At 71.7% G+C, this 15,509-nt stretch carries 15 protein-coding genes; 6 read left to right on the forward strand and 9 right to left on the reverse strand.

Going from position 1 to position 15,509, the window contains the following annotated elements:
- Positions 1–129: 129 nt before the first annotated feature.
- Positions 130–723 (reverse strand): peptide deformylase, encoded by a 594-nt coding sequence (gene def, locus ABD091_RS19425; RefSeq protein WP_343921689.1) that lies wholly within the window; start codon positions 721–723, stop codon positions 130–132.
- A 108-nt stretch (positions 724–831) separates the two neighbouring features.
- On the opposite strand from def, the gene ABD091_RS19430 reads away from it, so the two are divergent.
- Positions 832–2,196, forward strand: coding sequence for an acyl-CoA dehydrogenase family protein (locus ABD091_RS19430; protein WP_343921690.1), 1,365 nt, complete (start codon positions 832–834; stop codon positions 2,194–2,196).
- The gene (locus ABD091_RS19435; RefSeq protein WP_343921691.1) at positions 2,196–3,413 is read left to right on the forward strand and encodes an acyl-CoA dehydrogenase family protein; all 1,218 of its coding nucleotides are present in this window, start codon (positions 2,196–2,198) and stop codon (positions 3,411–3,413) included. The genes ABD091_RS19430 and ABD091_RS19435 overlap by 1 nt, the downstream gene beginning before the upstream one ends.
- A gap of 60 nt (positions 3,414–3,473) precedes the next feature.
- On the opposite strand, the gene ABD091_RS19440 is transcribed toward ABD091_RS19435, so the two are convergent.
- Positions 3,474–3,761: a YiaA/YiaB family inner membrane protein gene (locus ABD091_RS19440; protein ID WP_343921692.1), complete on the reverse strand. Its 288-nt coding sequence runs from the start codon at positions 3,759–3,761 to the stop codon at positions 3,474–3,476.
- Between the two features lie 100 nt (positions 3,762–3,861).
- Between ABD091_RS19440 and ABD091_RS19445 the strand changes: the two genes are divergently transcribed.
- The gene (locus tag ABD091_RS19445; protein WP_343921693.1) at positions 3,862–5,175 is read left to right on the forward strand and encodes a DUF2252 domain-containing protein; all 1,314 of its coding nucleotides are present in this window, start codon (positions 3,862–3,864) and stop codon (positions 5,173–5,175) included.
- Between the two features lie 9 nt (positions 5,176–5,184).
- On the opposite strand, the gene ABD091_RS19450 is transcribed toward ABD091_RS19445, so the two are convergent.
- Complete coding sequence (locus ABD091_RS19450) at positions 5,185–5,763, reverse strand: LysR substrate-binding domain-containing protein (protein WP_343921694.1); 579 nt, start codon at positions 5,761–5,763, stop codon at positions 5,185–5,187.
- 29 nt (positions 5,764–5,792) lie between these two features.
- On the opposite strand from ABD091_RS19450, the gene ABD091_RS19455 reads away from it, so the two are divergent.
- Positions 5,793–6,194 (forward strand): YkvA family protein, encoded by a 402-nt coding sequence (locus ABD091_RS19455; protein ID WP_343921695.1) that lies wholly within the window; start codon positions 5,793–5,795, stop codon positions 6,192–6,194.
- A 52-nt stretch (positions 6,195–6,246) separates the two neighbouring features.
- Positions 6,247–7,911, forward strand: coding sequence for a sulfatase-like hydrolase/transferase (locus ABD091_RS19460; RefSeq protein WP_343921696.1), 1,665 nt, complete (start codon positions 6,247–6,249; stop codon positions 7,909–7,911).
- Here the strand turns inward: ABD091_RS19460 and ABD091_RS19465 are convergent.
- The 6 genes from ABD091_RS19465 to ABD091_RS19490 are packed head-to-tail and all read right to left on the reverse strand — an operon-like array spanning position 7,899 to position 13,791.
- Positions 7,899–8,705: a hypothetical protein gene (locus ABD091_RS19465; protein ID WP_343921697.1), complete on the reverse strand. Its 807-nt coding sequence runs from the start codon at positions 8,703–8,705 to the stop codon at positions 7,899–7,901. The two genes, ABD091_RS19460 and ABD091_RS19465, sit on opposite strands and share 13 nt — an antisense overlap.
- A gap of 7 nt (positions 8,706–8,712) precedes the next feature.
- On the reverse strand, positions 8,713–9,426 hold the full coding sequence (locus tag ABD091_RS19470; RefSeq protein WP_343921698.1) for a gamma-glutamyl-gamma-aminobutyrate hydrolase family protein: 714 nt from the start codon (positions 9,424–9,426) through the stop codon (positions 8,713–8,715).
- An 8-nt stretch (positions 9,427–9,434) separates the two neighbouring features.
- Positions 9,435–10,214, reverse strand: a complete 780-nt coding sequence (locus tag ABD091_RS19475) for a 3-oxoacyl-ACP reductase (RefSeq protein ID WP_343921699.1) — start codon at positions 10,212–10,214, stop codon at positions 9,435–9,437.
- Positions 10,215–10,244: 30 nt separating this feature from the next.
- Complete coding sequence (locus ABD091_RS19480; RefSeq protein ID WP_343921700.1) at positions 10,245–11,606, reverse strand: aldehyde dehydrogenase family protein; 1,362 nt, start codon at positions 11,604–11,606, stop codon at positions 10,245–10,247.
- A 53-nt stretch (positions 11,607–11,659) separates the two neighbouring features.
- Complete coding sequence (locus tag ABD091_RS19485; RefSeq protein WP_343921701.1) at positions 11,660–13,027, reverse strand: glutamine synthetase family protein; 1,368 nt, start codon at positions 13,025–13,027, stop codon at positions 11,660–11,662.
- Between the two features lie 20 nt (positions 13,028–13,047).
- On the reverse strand, positions 13,048–13,791 hold the full coding sequence (locus tag ABD091_RS19490) for a FadR/GntR family transcriptional regulator (protein WP_343921702.1): 744 nt from the start codon (positions 13,789–13,791) through the stop codon (positions 13,048–13,050).
- Between the two features lie 157 nt (positions 13,792–13,948).
- Between ABD091_RS19490 and ABD091_RS19495 the strand changes: the two genes are divergently transcribed.
- Positions 13,949–15,502: an amino acid permease gene (locus tag ABD091_RS19495; RefSeq protein WP_343921703.1), complete on the forward strand. Its 1,554-nt coding sequence runs from the start codon at positions 13,949–13,951 to the stop codon at positions 15,500–15,502.
- Positions 15,503–15,509 lie beyond the last annotated feature (7 nt).

Consider the following 15,509-nt stretch of genomic DNA (forward strand, 5'->3'; position numbering starts at 1 on the left):
CGACCACACCCCAGGAACCGGATCCCGACGTCGTGCCGAGCGGCGACCCGCAGCCGATCACCACCCCCGAGCCGCAGGAAGACCCGCAGACGCAGCCGGCGCCGCCGCCGGAGTGACCCGCGACCCGTCTCAGGCGGGCCAGCCCTCGGGGTAGTCCTCGACGGCCTTGTCGTGGGCCTTCTGGAGCTTCTTGCGCAGCTTGGTCGGCAGCCGGTCGCCGAACACCGTCCCGCGGGTGTGGTCGGTCTCGTGCTGCAGGCAGCGGGCGAGCAGGCCGTCGCCGCTGAACTCGACCGGCTCGCCGTCGAGGCCGGTACCGGTCACCGACGCCTGGTCGGGGCGACCGCACTCCACGAAGGCGCCGGGGAACGAGAGGCAACCCTCGTCGCCGACGTCGAGCTGACGGTCCGGGCCCTCCGGCACGGTGAGCTGCGGGTTGCAGACGACGCCGACCGTGCGCTGGCCGCTCTCGTCCGGACAGTCGAAGACGAACACGGCGACGTCCTCGCCGATCTGGCAGGCGGCCAGGCCGACCCCGTCGGCGGCATACATCGTGGCGACCATGTCGGCGACCAGGGTGCGCAGCGCGTCGTCGTACGCCGTCACCGGCCGCTGGGCGCGGTGCATGACCGGCGTACCCCAGCGGGTGATCGGCCGCACCGTGCCCCCGTCCGGGAGCGGCCCGTGCGGGGCGTGGACGGACTCGTCGGGCAGGTCGCGCATGGCGTGCAGCCTAGGTGCGCCGCGTGCCCGCCGGCGCCGCGGGTCCTGTGACCGGGGACACGGACCGGACCGTGGCGCGTGGTGTAACTCGGAGTTACATTATCTGGCATGGCCCTCACCAGGAACTTCAGACCGGGCGGGAAGCACGGCCTCGCCAGCGGGGAGACGCGCGACCCGATCGGGTTGGCCGTCGCCGCGCTCAGCCGCGTGGCCCAGAGCGACCTGCTGGACCGGATCGGGTTGCGCAAGCAGGCCGAGCAGACGGTCCTGACCGTCACCCGCAGCGGCTTCCGGGCCGCGACGACCGCGGGCCGCACCTTCCAGCGGGTCGGCTCCTCACGGACGTCGGGCGTCCGGGTGCCGAGCGCGAGCCCGGCGGGGGTCTTCGACCTCACCCCGACCGAGGACGAGCAGATGCTGGTCGACGTCGTGGCGGAGTTCGCCGAGGAGGTGGTGCGTCCCGCGGCGGCCGACGCCGACACCGCCTGCACCGCCGGGGACGACGTGCTCAAGGCGAGCCTCGAGATCGGGCTGCCGATCCTCGGCGTCCCCGAGTCGCTGGGCGGGATCTCCGAGGAGCGTTCGGCGATGGCCGGAACCCTCGTCGCCGAGGCGCTCGCGAAGGGCGACATGGGCCTGGCCGTCGCCACGCTCGCTCCCGGCGCCGTCGCGACCGCGCTCTCTCTCTGGGGGTCCGAGCAGCAGCAGCAGACCTACCTCCCGGCCTTCACCGGGGACGACGTCCCCGCGGCCGCCCTCGCCCTGACCGAGCCCCGGGTGCTCTTCGACGTGCTCGAGCCGGCCACGACCGCCCTCCGCGACGGCCCCGACCTGGTGCTCGACGGCGAGAAGTCGCTGGTCGCGCGTGGCGTCGACGCGGAGCTCTTCGTCGTCGGTGCACAGCTCGACGGGTCTCCGGTGCTGGTGCTCGTCGAGGCCGGGGCCGAGGGGCTCACCGTCGAGGGCGACCCGGCAATGGGTGTGCGAGCCGCGTCCCTCACACGGCTCCGGCTCGACGGGGTCCGGGTGCCCGCCGACGCCGTGCTCGGGGCGACCGACGGCTCGACCTACGCCGAGTGCGTGCGCCTCTCGCGGCTCGCCTGGTGCGCCCTCGCGGTCGGCACGGCCCAGGCGGTGCTCGACTACGTCACGCCCTACGTGAAGGAGCGCGAGGCGTTCGGCGAGCCCGTCGCCCACCGCCAGTCGGTCGCCTTCATGGTCGCCAACATCGCGATCGAGCTGCAGGCGATGCGGCTGGTCACCTACAAGGCGGCCTCCCGGGCCGCCGCGGGCAAGGACTTCTCCCGCGAGGTCGCCCTCGCCCGCACGCTGTGCGCCGACAAGGGCATGCAGATCGGCCTCGACGGGGTCCAGCTGCTCGGCGGCCACGGCTACGTGAAGGAGCACCCGGTGGAGCGGTGGTACCGCGACCTCCGGGCCATCGCTGTCATGGAAGGGACGGTGCTGGTCTGATGGCCATCCACCTCGACGACCCGAAGCGGCTGCGGAGGCTGCGCGACCAGGCACACCAGGTCGCGATGAACATGCTGCGCCCCGTCTCCCGCAAGTACGACCGCGCCGAGCACGAGTATCCCAAGGAGCTCGACATGCTCGCGGCGATGATCGACGGGCTGTCGGAGTCCGGCGCCGGCGAGGGCGCAGGCGCCTCCGGCGTACGCCGTGACGCGAAGCCCGCCGAGCAGGCCGGGGTCCGGAACGGCACGAACCTCGCGTCCGTGCTGTCCATCGCCGAGATGTGCTGGGGTGACGTCGGGCTGCTGCTGTCGATGCCGCGGCAGGGCCTCGGCAACTCCGCGATCGCCTCCGTCGCCGACGACGAGCAGCTGGAGCGCTTCAGGGACACCTGGGCGGCCATGGCGATCACCGAGCCCGAGGTGGGGTCGGACTCGGCCAACATCCGCACCACCGCCGTCCTCGACGGGGACCACTACGTCATCAACGGCGAGAAGATCTACGTCACCTCCGGTGAGCGCGCCGACTCGGTCGTGGTCTGGGCGACCCTCGACCGGTCGCTCGGTCGCGCCGCGATCAAGTCCTTCGTGGTCGAGAAGGGCACGCCCGGCATGAAGGTCGAGCGGCTCGAGCACAAGCTCGGCATCCGCGCCTCCGACACGGCGGCGATCACCTTCACCGACTGCCGGGTGCCGAAGGAGAACCTGCTGGGGTCGCCCGAGGTCGACGTCAAGCAGGGCTTCGCGGGCGCGATGGCCACCTTCGACAACACCCGCCCACTGGTGGCCGCCATGGCGATCGGGGTGGCGCGTGCCTCGCTCGACCTGACCCGCGACCTCCTCGCGGAGGCCGGGGTCGAGGTCGACCACGACCGGCCGGGCCAGGTCCAGCACGCGGCGGCCGCGCGGCTGCTCCAGATGGAGGCCGACTGGGAGGGCGCCCGGCTGCTGACGCTCCAGGCCGCCTGGCTGGCCGACAACCGGCAGCCCAACAGCCTCGAGGCGTCGATGGCGAAGGCCAAGGCGGGTCGCGTCGGTTCCGACATCACGCTCGGGTGCGTCGAGCTCGCGTCGTCGGTCGGCTATTCCGAGACCGAGCTGCTGGAGAAGTGGTCGCGCGACTCCAAGATCCTGGACATCTTCGAGGGCACCCAGCAGATCCAGCAGCTGATCGTCGCGCGCCGGCTGCTCGGACTCACCAGTGCCGAGCTGAAGTAGTCACCACGCTGTTCGAGGGCCCCGCACGGACCGGTGCGGGGCCCTCGTGCTGCCACGCCGTCAGGACACGGCCTTGAAGGGGTCGTGCTCGGAGAGGATCTTCTCGACCCGCGCCTGGTCGAGGCGTGCGTAGACCGACTGGTTCTCCTGGGCGTCGCGCACGCACTTGGCGAGGGTGAAGGCCGAGGTCGTCAGGTACATGATGCCCAGGCCGAGGAAGGCGCGGATCCAGACGTCGACCGGCAGGTAGAAGACCGAGAAGACCATGGTGAGCAGGGCGACGGCGAACGAGATGCCGGCCTGCAGGAAGAAGGCGTTGGTGTTCTTGGAGGAGCTCGGAGTGTCCATGCGGAGAAGCATCGATCCGGCCCGGCGGTCGGCGTACCCGCGCGACTACCTGACTCAGGCTGAGTAGTCGGGCTCAACAGCGGTCGGGCAGGATGACCGGATGGCCATCCTCGACGACCGCCGGCAGCAGATCATCGACGTCCTCGACGACGCGTTCGCGCCGCTCATGAAGGCGGACCCTGCGGCGTTCCGTGGCAAGTACCGCAAGATGGCGAGCGACCCCCACTCGTTCTACCGCGGCACCGCCTGCCTCTTCTACGCCGACGTGACCGACGAGGAGGACCCGTACGCCGACGAGCGGTCCGGGCGGATCTGGATCCACGGCGATCTCCATGTCGAGAACTTCGGCACCTACCTCAACTCCGACGGTCGCCTGGTCTTCGACATCAACGACTTCGACGAGGCCTACCTCGGCCACTTCACGTGGGACCTGCAGCGGTTCGCCGCGTCCCTTGCCCTGGTCGGCTGGCAGAAGGCCTTGCCCGAGGACGACGTACGACGCCTCGTGGGTCGCTATGTGCGCGCCTACCTGTCCCAGGTCGACGCCTACCGCAAGAGCGAGGACGACGACGACTTCGCGCTCCACCTCGACAACACTGGTGGGCCGATCCTCGACGCGCTGCGCTCCGCGCGTTCCAACCGGCGCGCCGACCTGCTCGACGGGATGACCGAGATGACCGACGACGGTCGTCGCTTCACCTCGGACGGCACCGTGCGTGAGCTGCCGAAGGCCGAGCGGGCGAAGGTGGTCAAGGCGTTCGAGCGCTACCTGTCGACGATCCCGGAGGACAAGCGCTTCGACCGCGAGCTCTTCTACGACCTGCACGACGTCGTCGGGAAGTCCGGCTTCGGCATCGGCAGCGCCGGCCTCCCGGCCTACAGCCTGCTGGTCGAGGGCTACAGCCAGGCGCTGGACAACGACGTGGTGCTGTCGATGAAGCAGGCGAACGTCCCGGCCGTGAGCCGCTTCGTCGACAGCGAGGAGGTCGAGCAGTACTTCGAGCACGAGGGCCAGCGGACGGTGGTCAGCCAGCGTGCCCTGCAGGTGCACACCGACCCGCTGCTCGGCTACACCACCCTCGACGGCGTCGGCTTCGTCGTCAGCGAGGTGTCGCCCTACGAGGTCGACCTGGACTGGTCCGACCTGACCGAGCCCGACGACATCGCCTCGGTGGTCGATCTGCTCGGTCGGGCGACGGCGAAGATCCACTGCGCCTCCGACGAGGACAGCGACCAGGACCTCGTCGACTTCCAGGTCGAGGACGCGATCGCCGACTCGGTGGAGCGGCGTCGCAAGGAGTTCACGACCTGGCTGACCGACTGGGGACTGGCCTACGCCGACCGGGTCCGCGAGGACCACGCCCACTTCGTGGAGGCCTTCCGTACCGGCGAGATCGGCGTCTCCGCGACCTGAGCCATCGCGTCAGCGCGAGCTGTTGGCCGTCCGGCCCTTCACCACGCCGACGAAGGCCTGGGTGTCCTCGGCATCGCGCTCGACCAGCCAGGCCAGCGCGACCGTCGACGGCTCGAGGTCGGTCACGGGCCGGGTCGCGACGTCCTTGCGATGGTAGAGCCGGGCCACCGACATCGGCACGAGTGCGACCCCGGAGCCCGAGGCGACGACCTCGACGGCTTCGCGCTCGGACATCGCCGGCCACTCGAGCTGGTCGACCCGGGGCGTCCAGCCCGATGCGTGCGGCCGCACGAGCTGCTCGTCGGCGAGGTCGTCGAGGGAGACCTCCGGCGCGGCCGTGACGAAGTGGTCCTTCGGCACGACCACGACCGGCACCTCGTCGTAGAGCCGCACGACGTGGAGCCCGTCGCGACCGACGGGCAGCCGGACCAGGCAGAGGTCGAGCGAGCCGTCGCGCAGCAGCGGCTCCTGGTCCTCCTCGACGACCGGCACCAGCTCGAGCGGCTCGCGTCGGCGCTCGCGCCACGCGCGCGCCCACTTGTCCGGGGTGGCGCCGGTGACGAACCCGACACGGAGGGGTGCTGCCATGGTCCGAACCTACCGTCGACACTGGACCCGTGGACTGGTCCCTCGTCGCTGCCGCGCTCGGCGGTGTGCTGGTGGTGTGGCTGCTGCTCGTGGCCGCGTTGTGGTGGTCGCGGCCCGACGACGTCACCCTGCGCGACGCGTTGCGGCTGCTGCCCGACCTGGTGCGGCTGCTGCGGCGGCTCGCGGCCGACCCGACCCTGTCGCGCGGCGTACGCGTGCGGCTCTGGCTGCTGCTGGCCTACCTCGCGCTGCCGGTCGACCTGGTGCCGGACTTCGTGCCGGTGCTCGGCTACGCCGACGACGCGGTCGCCGTGGCGCTCGTGCTGCGCTCAGTCGCCCGGTCCGCCGGGCCCGGCGCGCTCGAGAGGCACTGGCCGGGGAGCCCGGAAGGGCTGTCCGCGGTGCTGCGGCTCGCCCGGCTTCCCGCGTGACGACCGGCGATTCGGCGTCCACCGCAACTTCCCGTGGTGATAGCCACGTCCCATGGGCATGCGACTGGCGATCCTGACCGTGGTGGTGGCCCTGGTGTCCGGCGGAGCGACGGCGGCACCGGCCCTGCCGGAGGCTCCCACCGCGTCGGCGGAACGGGCGGCGCCTCGCCCGCCGAACATCGTCGTCGTGATGGCCGACGACATGCGCGTCGACGACCTCCGGTTCGCCCCGCGCCTGCGCCGGCTGGTCCAGCGCCGGGGCATCACCTTCGAGAACTCCTTCGCGCCCTACCCGTTGTGCTGTCCCGCGCGGGCGTCGTTCCTCACCGGCGTCCACGCGCATCGCCACCACGTGTGGTCGCACGAGAAGCCGTGGGGCTACCAGAGCTTCGACGACTCCCGGACCCTCGCGACCTCGCTGCGACGCGCGGGCTACCGCACCGGGTTCGTCGGCAAGTACCTCAACGGCTACGGCCCCGACGAGTCGAAGGTCTCGGGCAGGCCGTCCTACCGCTACGTCCCGCGCGGGTGGACCGACTGGCGAGCGGCCTTCGAGGATCCGGACGTGCCGGGCATCCACGGCGGCACGTACTACTACTTCGACACGCCCTACAACGTGAACGGGCGCGTCGACAACCGCTACCGCGGTCGCTACCAGACCGGTGTCATCGGCGACTTCGCGGTCGGGATGGCACGCAGGTTCGCCGGCCACACCGATCCCTTCTTCATGTACGTCAACTTCGTCGCACCCCACCACGGTGGACCGGTGGAGCCCGACGACCCGGGCTGGCTCCGCTCCCGCGACGGGCGGCGCCGGGAGATGCTGACCCCCGCGCGGCCCGACCACGTCAAGGGCCGGTTCGACGATTTCGTACGCCGTGGCGCGGGCCTGCCGCGCGGGGGCGGGCCCGCCGAGCGCGACGTCAGCGACAAGCCCGGACGGCTCGGCCGGTTCCCGGAGTTCACCCGGCGCGAGCGGGCCGCCTTGCGTGAGGCCACGCGCCAGCGGGCCGAGAGCATCTGGGTCATGGACCAGCAGGTGAGGCGGCTGGTGCACGGGCTCAAGAAGTCGGGGGAGTGGCGGCGCACCGTGTTCGTCTTCACCTCCGACAACGGCTACCTGCTCGGCGAGCACCGGATCCTCCAGGGCAAGATCTGGGGCCACGAGCCGTCGCTCCGGGTGCCGATGCTGGTGACCGGGCCCGGGATGCGCGGCGATGGCGAGGAGGGTCGACGCCGCTACGACCCGATCACCACAGTCGACCTCACGGCGACGCTGCTCGACCTCGCCGGTGCCGAGGCGCCGTACGCCGCCGATGGCGCGAGCCGGGTCTCGACCCTGCTCGAGGGAGACCGCGGGTGGGCCACGCCGGTCCTCCACGAGGCGCTGCACACGGGTGGGAAGAAGGGCGGCGACTTCGACGACGTGCGGACCGCGATCGGGATCCGCACCGCGCGCTACGCGATGCTGCGCTATCGCACCGGCGGTGAGCTCTACGACCTCGCCGACGACGCCGTGGAGAACCGCAACCGGTGGCGGTCCGAGGCCTACCGCGACGTACGGGACGACCTGATGGAGGTGTGGCGGCAGATGAAGGACTGCCGCGCCGAGGAGTGCCAGGTCGCGCTCCCGGAGTCCCTGGCGGCGGGGCCGGTGGCCAGCCGGCGGCGTACCCGCTCCTACTGGAAGCAGGTCGACCGGGTCTACGGCTGGTGAGCCTCGTCCGCCAGTGACCCGCCACGCTCGGCCAGGACCTCGCGGAGCCGGGTGATCGCCACGGGTCCTACGCCGTGCTGGGCCAGCAGGTCGGACGCGGACCAGGCGGCCACCTGCTCGAGGGTCGTCACGCCGAGGCCGCGGAGCGCCCTCGTCGCGGGCGCGCCGATCGAGCGTGGGAGCGGGGTCCCCTCGGGGCGCGGTGCCCTCTCGCGGGCCGGACCGCCGTGGTCGAGCACGGCCTCGCCCCGCGGCGAGAGGCGGTAGCCGATCGCGAGGGACTCGGTGAGTCCCTTCTCCTTGAGCTTGCGGACGTCCGCCTTCCAGGGCAGCGTCTCCCGGCCCAGCTCGGCCGCCAGCGCCGGGGCGCGGACGCCGGGCGAGCGGTCGATGATCTCGAGCGTTGCCCGGGTCCAGGGGCCGTGGCCCGACGCGGCGTCGAGCCGCTCCAGCCACGCCAGGATCGACTCGATCTCCTCGGCGGACGGGACGGTCTCGCGCAGCTGCTCGCGGGGGTCGACGCCGGCGAAGGCGAGCCCGACCCGGAAGACCGGCCGGTCGGTGCGGTGTGCGAGCGCCTCCCTGAGCGCGGCGAGGCTGGTCGCACCCGCCCGTCGGGCGTCGTCGGCGCGCAGCGACGAGAGCGCGACCTGCTCGACCGAGGTGACCTCCACCAGGCCGACGCCGGTCCGCATCCGGGTGCCGACCTTGACCCGGGGCCGGTCCCAGCGCCGGAACGCGAGGTCGATCTTCCCGGAGCGGATGGCCTGCAGCTCGGCCGGGCGGATCATCACGCCGACATCACACCATGGCGTCGCGGTGGGCCGCCGCAGCCGTCACGAGGCCCGCGACGAGGCCGACGTCGGCCGTGGTCTCGGGGTGCCACTGCACACCCACGCAGAACCAGTCCCCGGGCGCCTCCACCGCCTCGACGGTGCCGTCCTCGGCCCAGGCGACCGCCTCGAGGCCGGGGTGCGTCACCACCGACTGGTGGTGGTGACAGGTGACGTCGAGCGAGCCGCCCACCAGGGCCGACGTCCGTGAGCCCGGTGCGACCGACACGGAGACGGTGCCGAAGTCGGGGCCGCCGGGGGAGTGCTCGTCGTGGCCGACGACGTCCGGCAGGTGCTGCTGGAGGCTGCCGTGCCCGGCGACGGCCAGCAGCTGCATGCCCCGGCACACCCCCAGCAACGGGACGCCCTGCTCCCGGGCGGCGGCGACCAGGGCCAGCTCCCACGCGTCACGGTCGGGCCGCCAGCCGCTCGCCGCCGGGTGGGCCGGCTGGCCGTAGGCCGCCGGGTCGACGTCGGCGCCACCCGCGACCACGAGCCCGTCGACGCGGCCGAGCACCGTGGCGGCGTGCTCGGGGGCTGCCGGAGGCAGCAGGACGGGCGCGCCGCCGCACGCCGACACGATGTCGGCGTAGGCGGCGTGGAGCACGTCGGCGCGCTCGTCCCAGACCCCCCACCGCGCCTGCTCGCGGTAGGTCGTGATGCCGATGACGGGCGTGGTCACGGCCGGGCTCAGAGCGGCGTGACGTAGGCGGCGGAGATGCCGCCGTCGACGAGGAAGGTGGTCGCCGTCATGAAGGACGACTCGTCCGAGGCGAGGAAGAGCACGGCGTTCGCCATCTCCTCGGGTTCGCCGAACCGGCCCATCGGGACGTGGACGAGACGGCGTGCGGCACGCTCGGCGTCCTTGGCGAAGAGCTCCTGCAGCAGCGGGGTGTTGACCGGGCCCGGGCACAGCGCGTTGACGCGGATGCCCTGCCGGGCGAACTGGACGCCGAGCTCACGGGTCATCGTGAGGACGCCGCCCTTGGAGGCCGAGTAGGAGATCTGGCTGGTCGCTGCGCCCATGACCGCGACGAAGGAGGCCGTGTTGATGATCGAGCCCGACCCCTGCTCGAGCATGTGGGGCAGCGCCGCCTTGCAGCAGAGGTAGACGCTGGTGAGGTTGACCTCCTGCACGCGGCGCCAGGCGTCGAGGTCGGTGTCGAGGATCGAGTCGTCCTCCGGAGGGCTGATGCCGGCGTTGTTGAAGGCGATGTCGACCGATCCGTAGGTGTCCTTCGCCGTCTGGAAGAGGGCGTCGACCTCCTCCTTGGAGGTCACGTCGACCTTCACGAACGTGGTGAGGTCCTCGCCGCCGAGCTGGCCGACCAGCTCGTGGCCCCGCTGCTCGTCGATGTCGCCGATGACGACCTTCGCGCCCTCCTCGACGAAGCGCTGCACCGTCGCGAGGCCGATGCCGCTGCACCCGCCCGTGACGACGGCGACCTTGCCCTGGATGCGTCCTGCCACCTGTGTTCCTCCTGCTGCTCGGTGCCCCGGTCAGTGGGCGATGAAGACGTTCTTCTCCTCGGTGAACGCCTGGGGGGCGTCGGGGCCGAGCTCGCGGCCCAGGCCCGACTGCTTGTAGCCGCCGAACGGTGTCCAGTAGCGCACCGAGGCGTGACTGTTGACGCTCAGGTTGCCGCCCTCGACCGCGCGGGCCACGCGCAGTCCGCGTGACAGGTCGCTGGTGTAGATCGAGCCCGAGAGGCCGTACTCGGTATCGTTGGCGCGCGCGACCGCGTCACCCTCGTCGTCGAAGGGCATGACCGAGACGACCGGGCCGAAGACCTCCTCGCGCCAGATCCGCGTGGCGGGATCGTCGACCTCCACGACACTGGGTGCCAGCCACCAGCCGGGGCCGTCGGGGCGCGAGCCGGCGAAGGCGACCTCGACCTCGTCGAGATAGCCCTGGACCGCGTCGCGCTGGGCGGCCGAGACCATCGGGCCCATCTCCGAGGCGTCGTCAGCCGGATCGATGACCTTCAGCCCGGTCACGGCGTCGTGGAGCCGGTCGAGGAACTCGGCGTGGACCGACCGCTCGACCAGGATCCGGGAGCGGGCGCAGCAGTCCTGACCCGCGTTGTCGAACACGGCGTACGGCGCCGCAGCGGCCGCAGCGGCGATGTCGGCGTCGGCGAACACGACGTTGGAGCTCTTGCCCCCGAGCTCGAGGGTCACCCGCTTCACCTGGTCGGCGCAGCCGGCCATGATCTGCTTGCCGACCGCGGTCGAGCCGGTGAAGCAGACCTTGCGCACCAGCTCGTGGGAGACGAACCGCTGGCCGACGACCGAGCCCTTGCCCGGCAGCACCGTCAGGACGTGCTCGGGCAGCCCGGCCTCGAGGGCGAGCTCGCCGAGCCGGATGGCGGTGAGCGGGGTGAGCTCCGCCGGCTTGAGGACCACCGTGTTGCCGGCCGCGAGCGCCGGGGCGAAGCCCCAGCCGGCGATCGGCATCGGGAAGTTCCAGGGGACGATGATGCCGACGACCCCCAGCGGCTCGTGGAAGGTGACGTCGGTGCCGCCCGCGACCGGGATCTGCCGGCCGAAGAGCCGCTCGGGAGCGCCGGAGTAGTAGTTCAGGCAGTCCCGGACGTTGCCGGCCTCCCACCGGGCGTTGCCCCGGGTGTGGCCCGCGTTGCGGACCTCGAGGTCGGCGAGCTCCTCGACGTGGGCGTCGACGACGGCGGCGAACCGGCGCAGCACCGCGGCCCGGTCGCCCGGACTGACGGCGCGCCACGACGCGAAGGCCTCGTGGGACGCGGCGATGGCATCGTCGGTGACCGGGAGGTCGGCCAGCGGCACCTCGCCGATCGGCTGCTCCGTGGCCGGGTTGATGAGCGTGGTCGCGTCGGTGGTCACAGTGCCTGCTCGCTCGCTCGGTCGCTCACTCGTGCCTCGCTCGTCTCGGTCGCTCACAGTCTTTCGAAGCCTCTCTTCAGCTCCCAGTCGGTCACGGCCGCGTCGTAGGCGGCGAGCTCCACGTCGGCCATGTTGGTGTAGTGGTCGACCACCTCGTCGCCGAACGCGGCCCGGGCCAGGTCGGAGCCGTGGAAGCGGTCGCGGGCGGCGCGGAGCGTCTGCGGGACGTGGGGTGCCTCGGAGTCGTAGGCGTTGCCGACCAGCTCGTCCTCGAGCGGCAGCTGCTGCTCGATGCCGTGCAGGCCGCCGGCGAGCATCGCGGCGAGCGCGAGGTAGGGGTTGACGTCCGCCCCGGGGATCCGGTTCTCCATCCGGGCGCCCGCGCCGTGGCCGACCAGGCGGACGGCGCAGGTGCGGTTGTCGTTGCCCCAGGCGATCGCCGTGGGCGCGAAGGAGCCGGCTGCGAACCGCTTGTAGGAGTTGATGTTGGGGGCGTACATCAGCGTGAAGTCGGCCGCGGTGGCGAGCACGCCGGCCACGAAGTGGTCGTAGAGCGCGGTGCGGCCGCCCGCCTCGTCGTCCCAGAAGACGAGGTCGCCGTCCTCGCCGCGCAGCGACAGGTGGATGTGGCACGAGCTGCCCTCGCGGGCGTCGTACTTCGCCATGAACGTGATCGATCGTCCCTGCTGGGAGGCGATCTCCTTGGCCACGGTCTTGTAGACGCTGTGGTTGTCGGCGGTGGTGAGCGCGTCGGCGTAGAGGAAGCCGATCTCGTGCTGGCCGAAGTTGCACTCCCCCTTGGCGCCCTCGACGTCGAGACCGGCGTCGTACATCGTGTTGCGGATCGGCCGGAGCAGCGACTCGGCCCGGCTGGTGCCGAGGATGGAGTAGTCGACGTTGTACTGGTTGACCGGCACCAGGTCGCGGTAGCCGGAGTCGGCGGCGTCCTCGTAGGTCGTGTCGAAGGCGATGAACTCCAGCTCGGTCCCGGCGTACGCCGCCCAGCCCTGCTCGGCGCAGCGGTCGAGCTGGCGCTGGAGGATCGTGCGTGGGGATTGCACGACGGGGGCGTGGTCGAGCCAGACCAGGTCGCACTGGACCATGGCCGTGGCCGGGAGGTGGGTCAGCCGCCGGATCGTCCGGTCGTCGAGGACGAACTCCATGTCGCCGTAGCCGCGCTCCCACGAGGAGATCGCGTAGCCCGCGACGGTGTTCATGTCGACGTCGACGGCCAGCAGGTAGTTGCAGCCCTCGGTGCCGTGGTCGACGACGTGGTCGACGAAGTAGCGGCCGTGGAGGCGCTTGCCCTGGAGCCGACCCTGCATGTCGGTGAAGGCGACGACGACCGTGTCGACCTCCCCGGAGTCGACCAGGGAGACCAGCTCGGCCATCGTCAGGTGTCGGTCGTTGCGCTTGCTCATCGCGTCCCCTCGTCGTCCGGTCAGCCCACCAGCCCGCGCAGCAGCGCGGCGGTGTCGTCGCAGTGTCCCTGCATGATGGTCCGTGCCTTCTCCGCCTGGCCGCCGAGCACCGCGGCGACCAGCCGCTCGTGCTGGTCGTCGGAGTGCTTGATGTTGGCGTCGAGCACCGGGATCGCCAGCAGCATCTCGTGGAGCGCGGCCTGGACCGAGGTGACCGCCTCGACCACGCGCGGCGACCCGGTCAGCGTCGCGACGGTGAGGTGGAACCGCGAGTCGGCCTGGCGGTGGGCGGCCGGCCGGTCGGCCGCCGCGACCTCGGCATGGGCCTGCTCGAGCAGCGCGCGCGCCTCGCCGTCGAGGGTGCGTGACGCGGCGAGGGCCGCGGACCCGGGTTCGACGATGCGCCGGAAGTCGAGGACGTCGAGCCACTCGCGCCGGTGCTCGTCGGTGATCCGCGCGGCAGCGCGGGCGCTGGGGGAGGAGGGCCGCAGCGTCACGACGGTGCCGCCGGCCCGGCCCCGGGTGGTCTCGACCAGTCCGGCCTGGCGGAGCGCGGCCATCGCCTCGCGCAGGGTGGCGCGGGACACCCCGAGGTGCTGAGCCAGCTCGCGCTCGGGAGGCAGCGTCGTCCCACGGGGGTAGACCCCGAGCCGGATCGCGGTGGCGAGCTGCTCCACGCAGTGCTCGAAGGCGTGGTGGCTGCGGGCCCGGCGGAGCACGGCCGTCCGCAGCCCGGCCGTGGGGGAGGGCGGGACGGCGGTCATCGCGGCCTCCTCCGGGGGTCGTCCGGGAGCGGTCCCGGACGGGCCCGCCAATGGTCTGGAGTCATACCTCAATCTCCGGACGAACCTTTACACGTCCGCTCGCACAGGTCTACCTTCCGAGCAGGATCAGTCCGAGGCTCGTCGAGAGGAGCCCGTCGTGGCAGAGCAGAAGCGGACCGGGGGCGGGGTCACCTACTCCCACGCCGAGGAGGGCTACTTCGAGAAGCGCCAGCTGCAACGCTCGGCCGGCTTCTGGGGGCTCTGGGGCATCGGCGTCGCCGCCGTCATCTCCGGCGACTTCTCGGGCTGGAACTTCGGCATCGGCTCGGCCGGCTGGGGCGGGCTGCTGATCGCGAGCGTCGTCATCATCGTCATGTACTTCGGGATGCTGTTCTCGATCGGCGAGATGTCCGCGGCGATGCCCCACACCGGTGGGGCCTACTCCTTCGCCCGCGCCTCGATGGGGCCCTGGGGCGGCTTCGTCACCGGTCTCGCCGAGACGATCGAGTACGTCTTCACCACCGGCGTGATCGTGCTCTTCTCGGCGGGCTACGCCAACGCGGCGACCGACGAGCTGTTCGGCCTCGACCTCAGTGACAACATGTGGATCTGGTGGCTGGTCCTCTACGTCGCCTTCGTCGGCCTGAACTCCGCCGGGGCGGAGCTGTCCTTCAAGTTCGCGATCGCCGTCGCCGTCATCTCGATCGGCATCCTCGTCCTCTTCGCCGTGCTCGCCTTCGCCAACGGGGCCGTCGACTTCGGCCAGCTCAACGACATCGAGCCCGAGGCCGGCAACAGCACGTTCCTCCCGTTCGGGTGGACGGGCGTCCTCTACGCGCTGCCCTTCGCGATGTGGTTCTTCCTCGGCATCGAGGAGCTCCCGCTCGCCGCCGAGGAGGCCCACGACCCCGCCCGCGACATCCCGCGCGCAGGCATCGTCGGGATGCTCACGCTGGTCGCCTGCGGGGCCCTGGTCTTCTTCATCAACCCCGCGGTGACGGGCTCGGACGCGCTCGGCGACTCGGGCGAACCGCTGCTCGACGGCTTCCGTGCGTTCCTCCCCGCGGGCTGGGCGGCCGCGCTCTCGCTCTTCGCGCTCATCGGCCTGCTCGCCAGCCTCCAGGGCATCATGTTCGCCTACGGCCGCAACATGTACTCCCTGTCCCGCGCCGGCTACTACCCGAAGGCGTTGTCGGTCACGGGCGCCCGCAAGACGCCCTACGCCGCGCTCATCGCCGGAGCGGTCTTCGGCTTCGTGGTGCTGCTGGTCGTCGACTTCATCGCCCAGCGCAGCGACAGCCTTGCCGACACCGCCAACGCCGTCGTCCTCAACATCGCGGTCTGGGGGGCCGTGCTGGCCTACATCCTCCAGATGGTGTCCTTCGTGCTGCTGCGGCAGAAGTTCCCCAACGCGGAGCGTCCCTACAAGAGCCCGGTCGGCGTGGCCGGGGCCGTGGTGGCCGGCGCGATCGCCGCGGTCACCTTCATCGGGCTCTTCATCAACGAGGACTTCCGGGCCGCGATCATCGCGATCGCCGTCCTCTACGCCATCGCCCTGGTCGCCTTCGCCGTCTTCGGACGTCACCGCCTGGTCCTGTCGCCGGAGGAGGAGTACGCCATGAGCGGCGGCCTCCACCGCGACCCGGAGGTCGAGCACTACGGCGCCGACCTCGAGAAGGAGCTCCCGCCGGAGGACTTCACCGCCCGGTAGCGTCGGT

The sequence above is a fragment of the Nocardioides aestuarii genome, from assembly GCF_039527245.1.
GTDB lineage: Bacteria > Actinomycetota > Actinomycetes > Propionibacteriales > Nocardioidaceae > Nocardioides > Nocardioides aestuarii.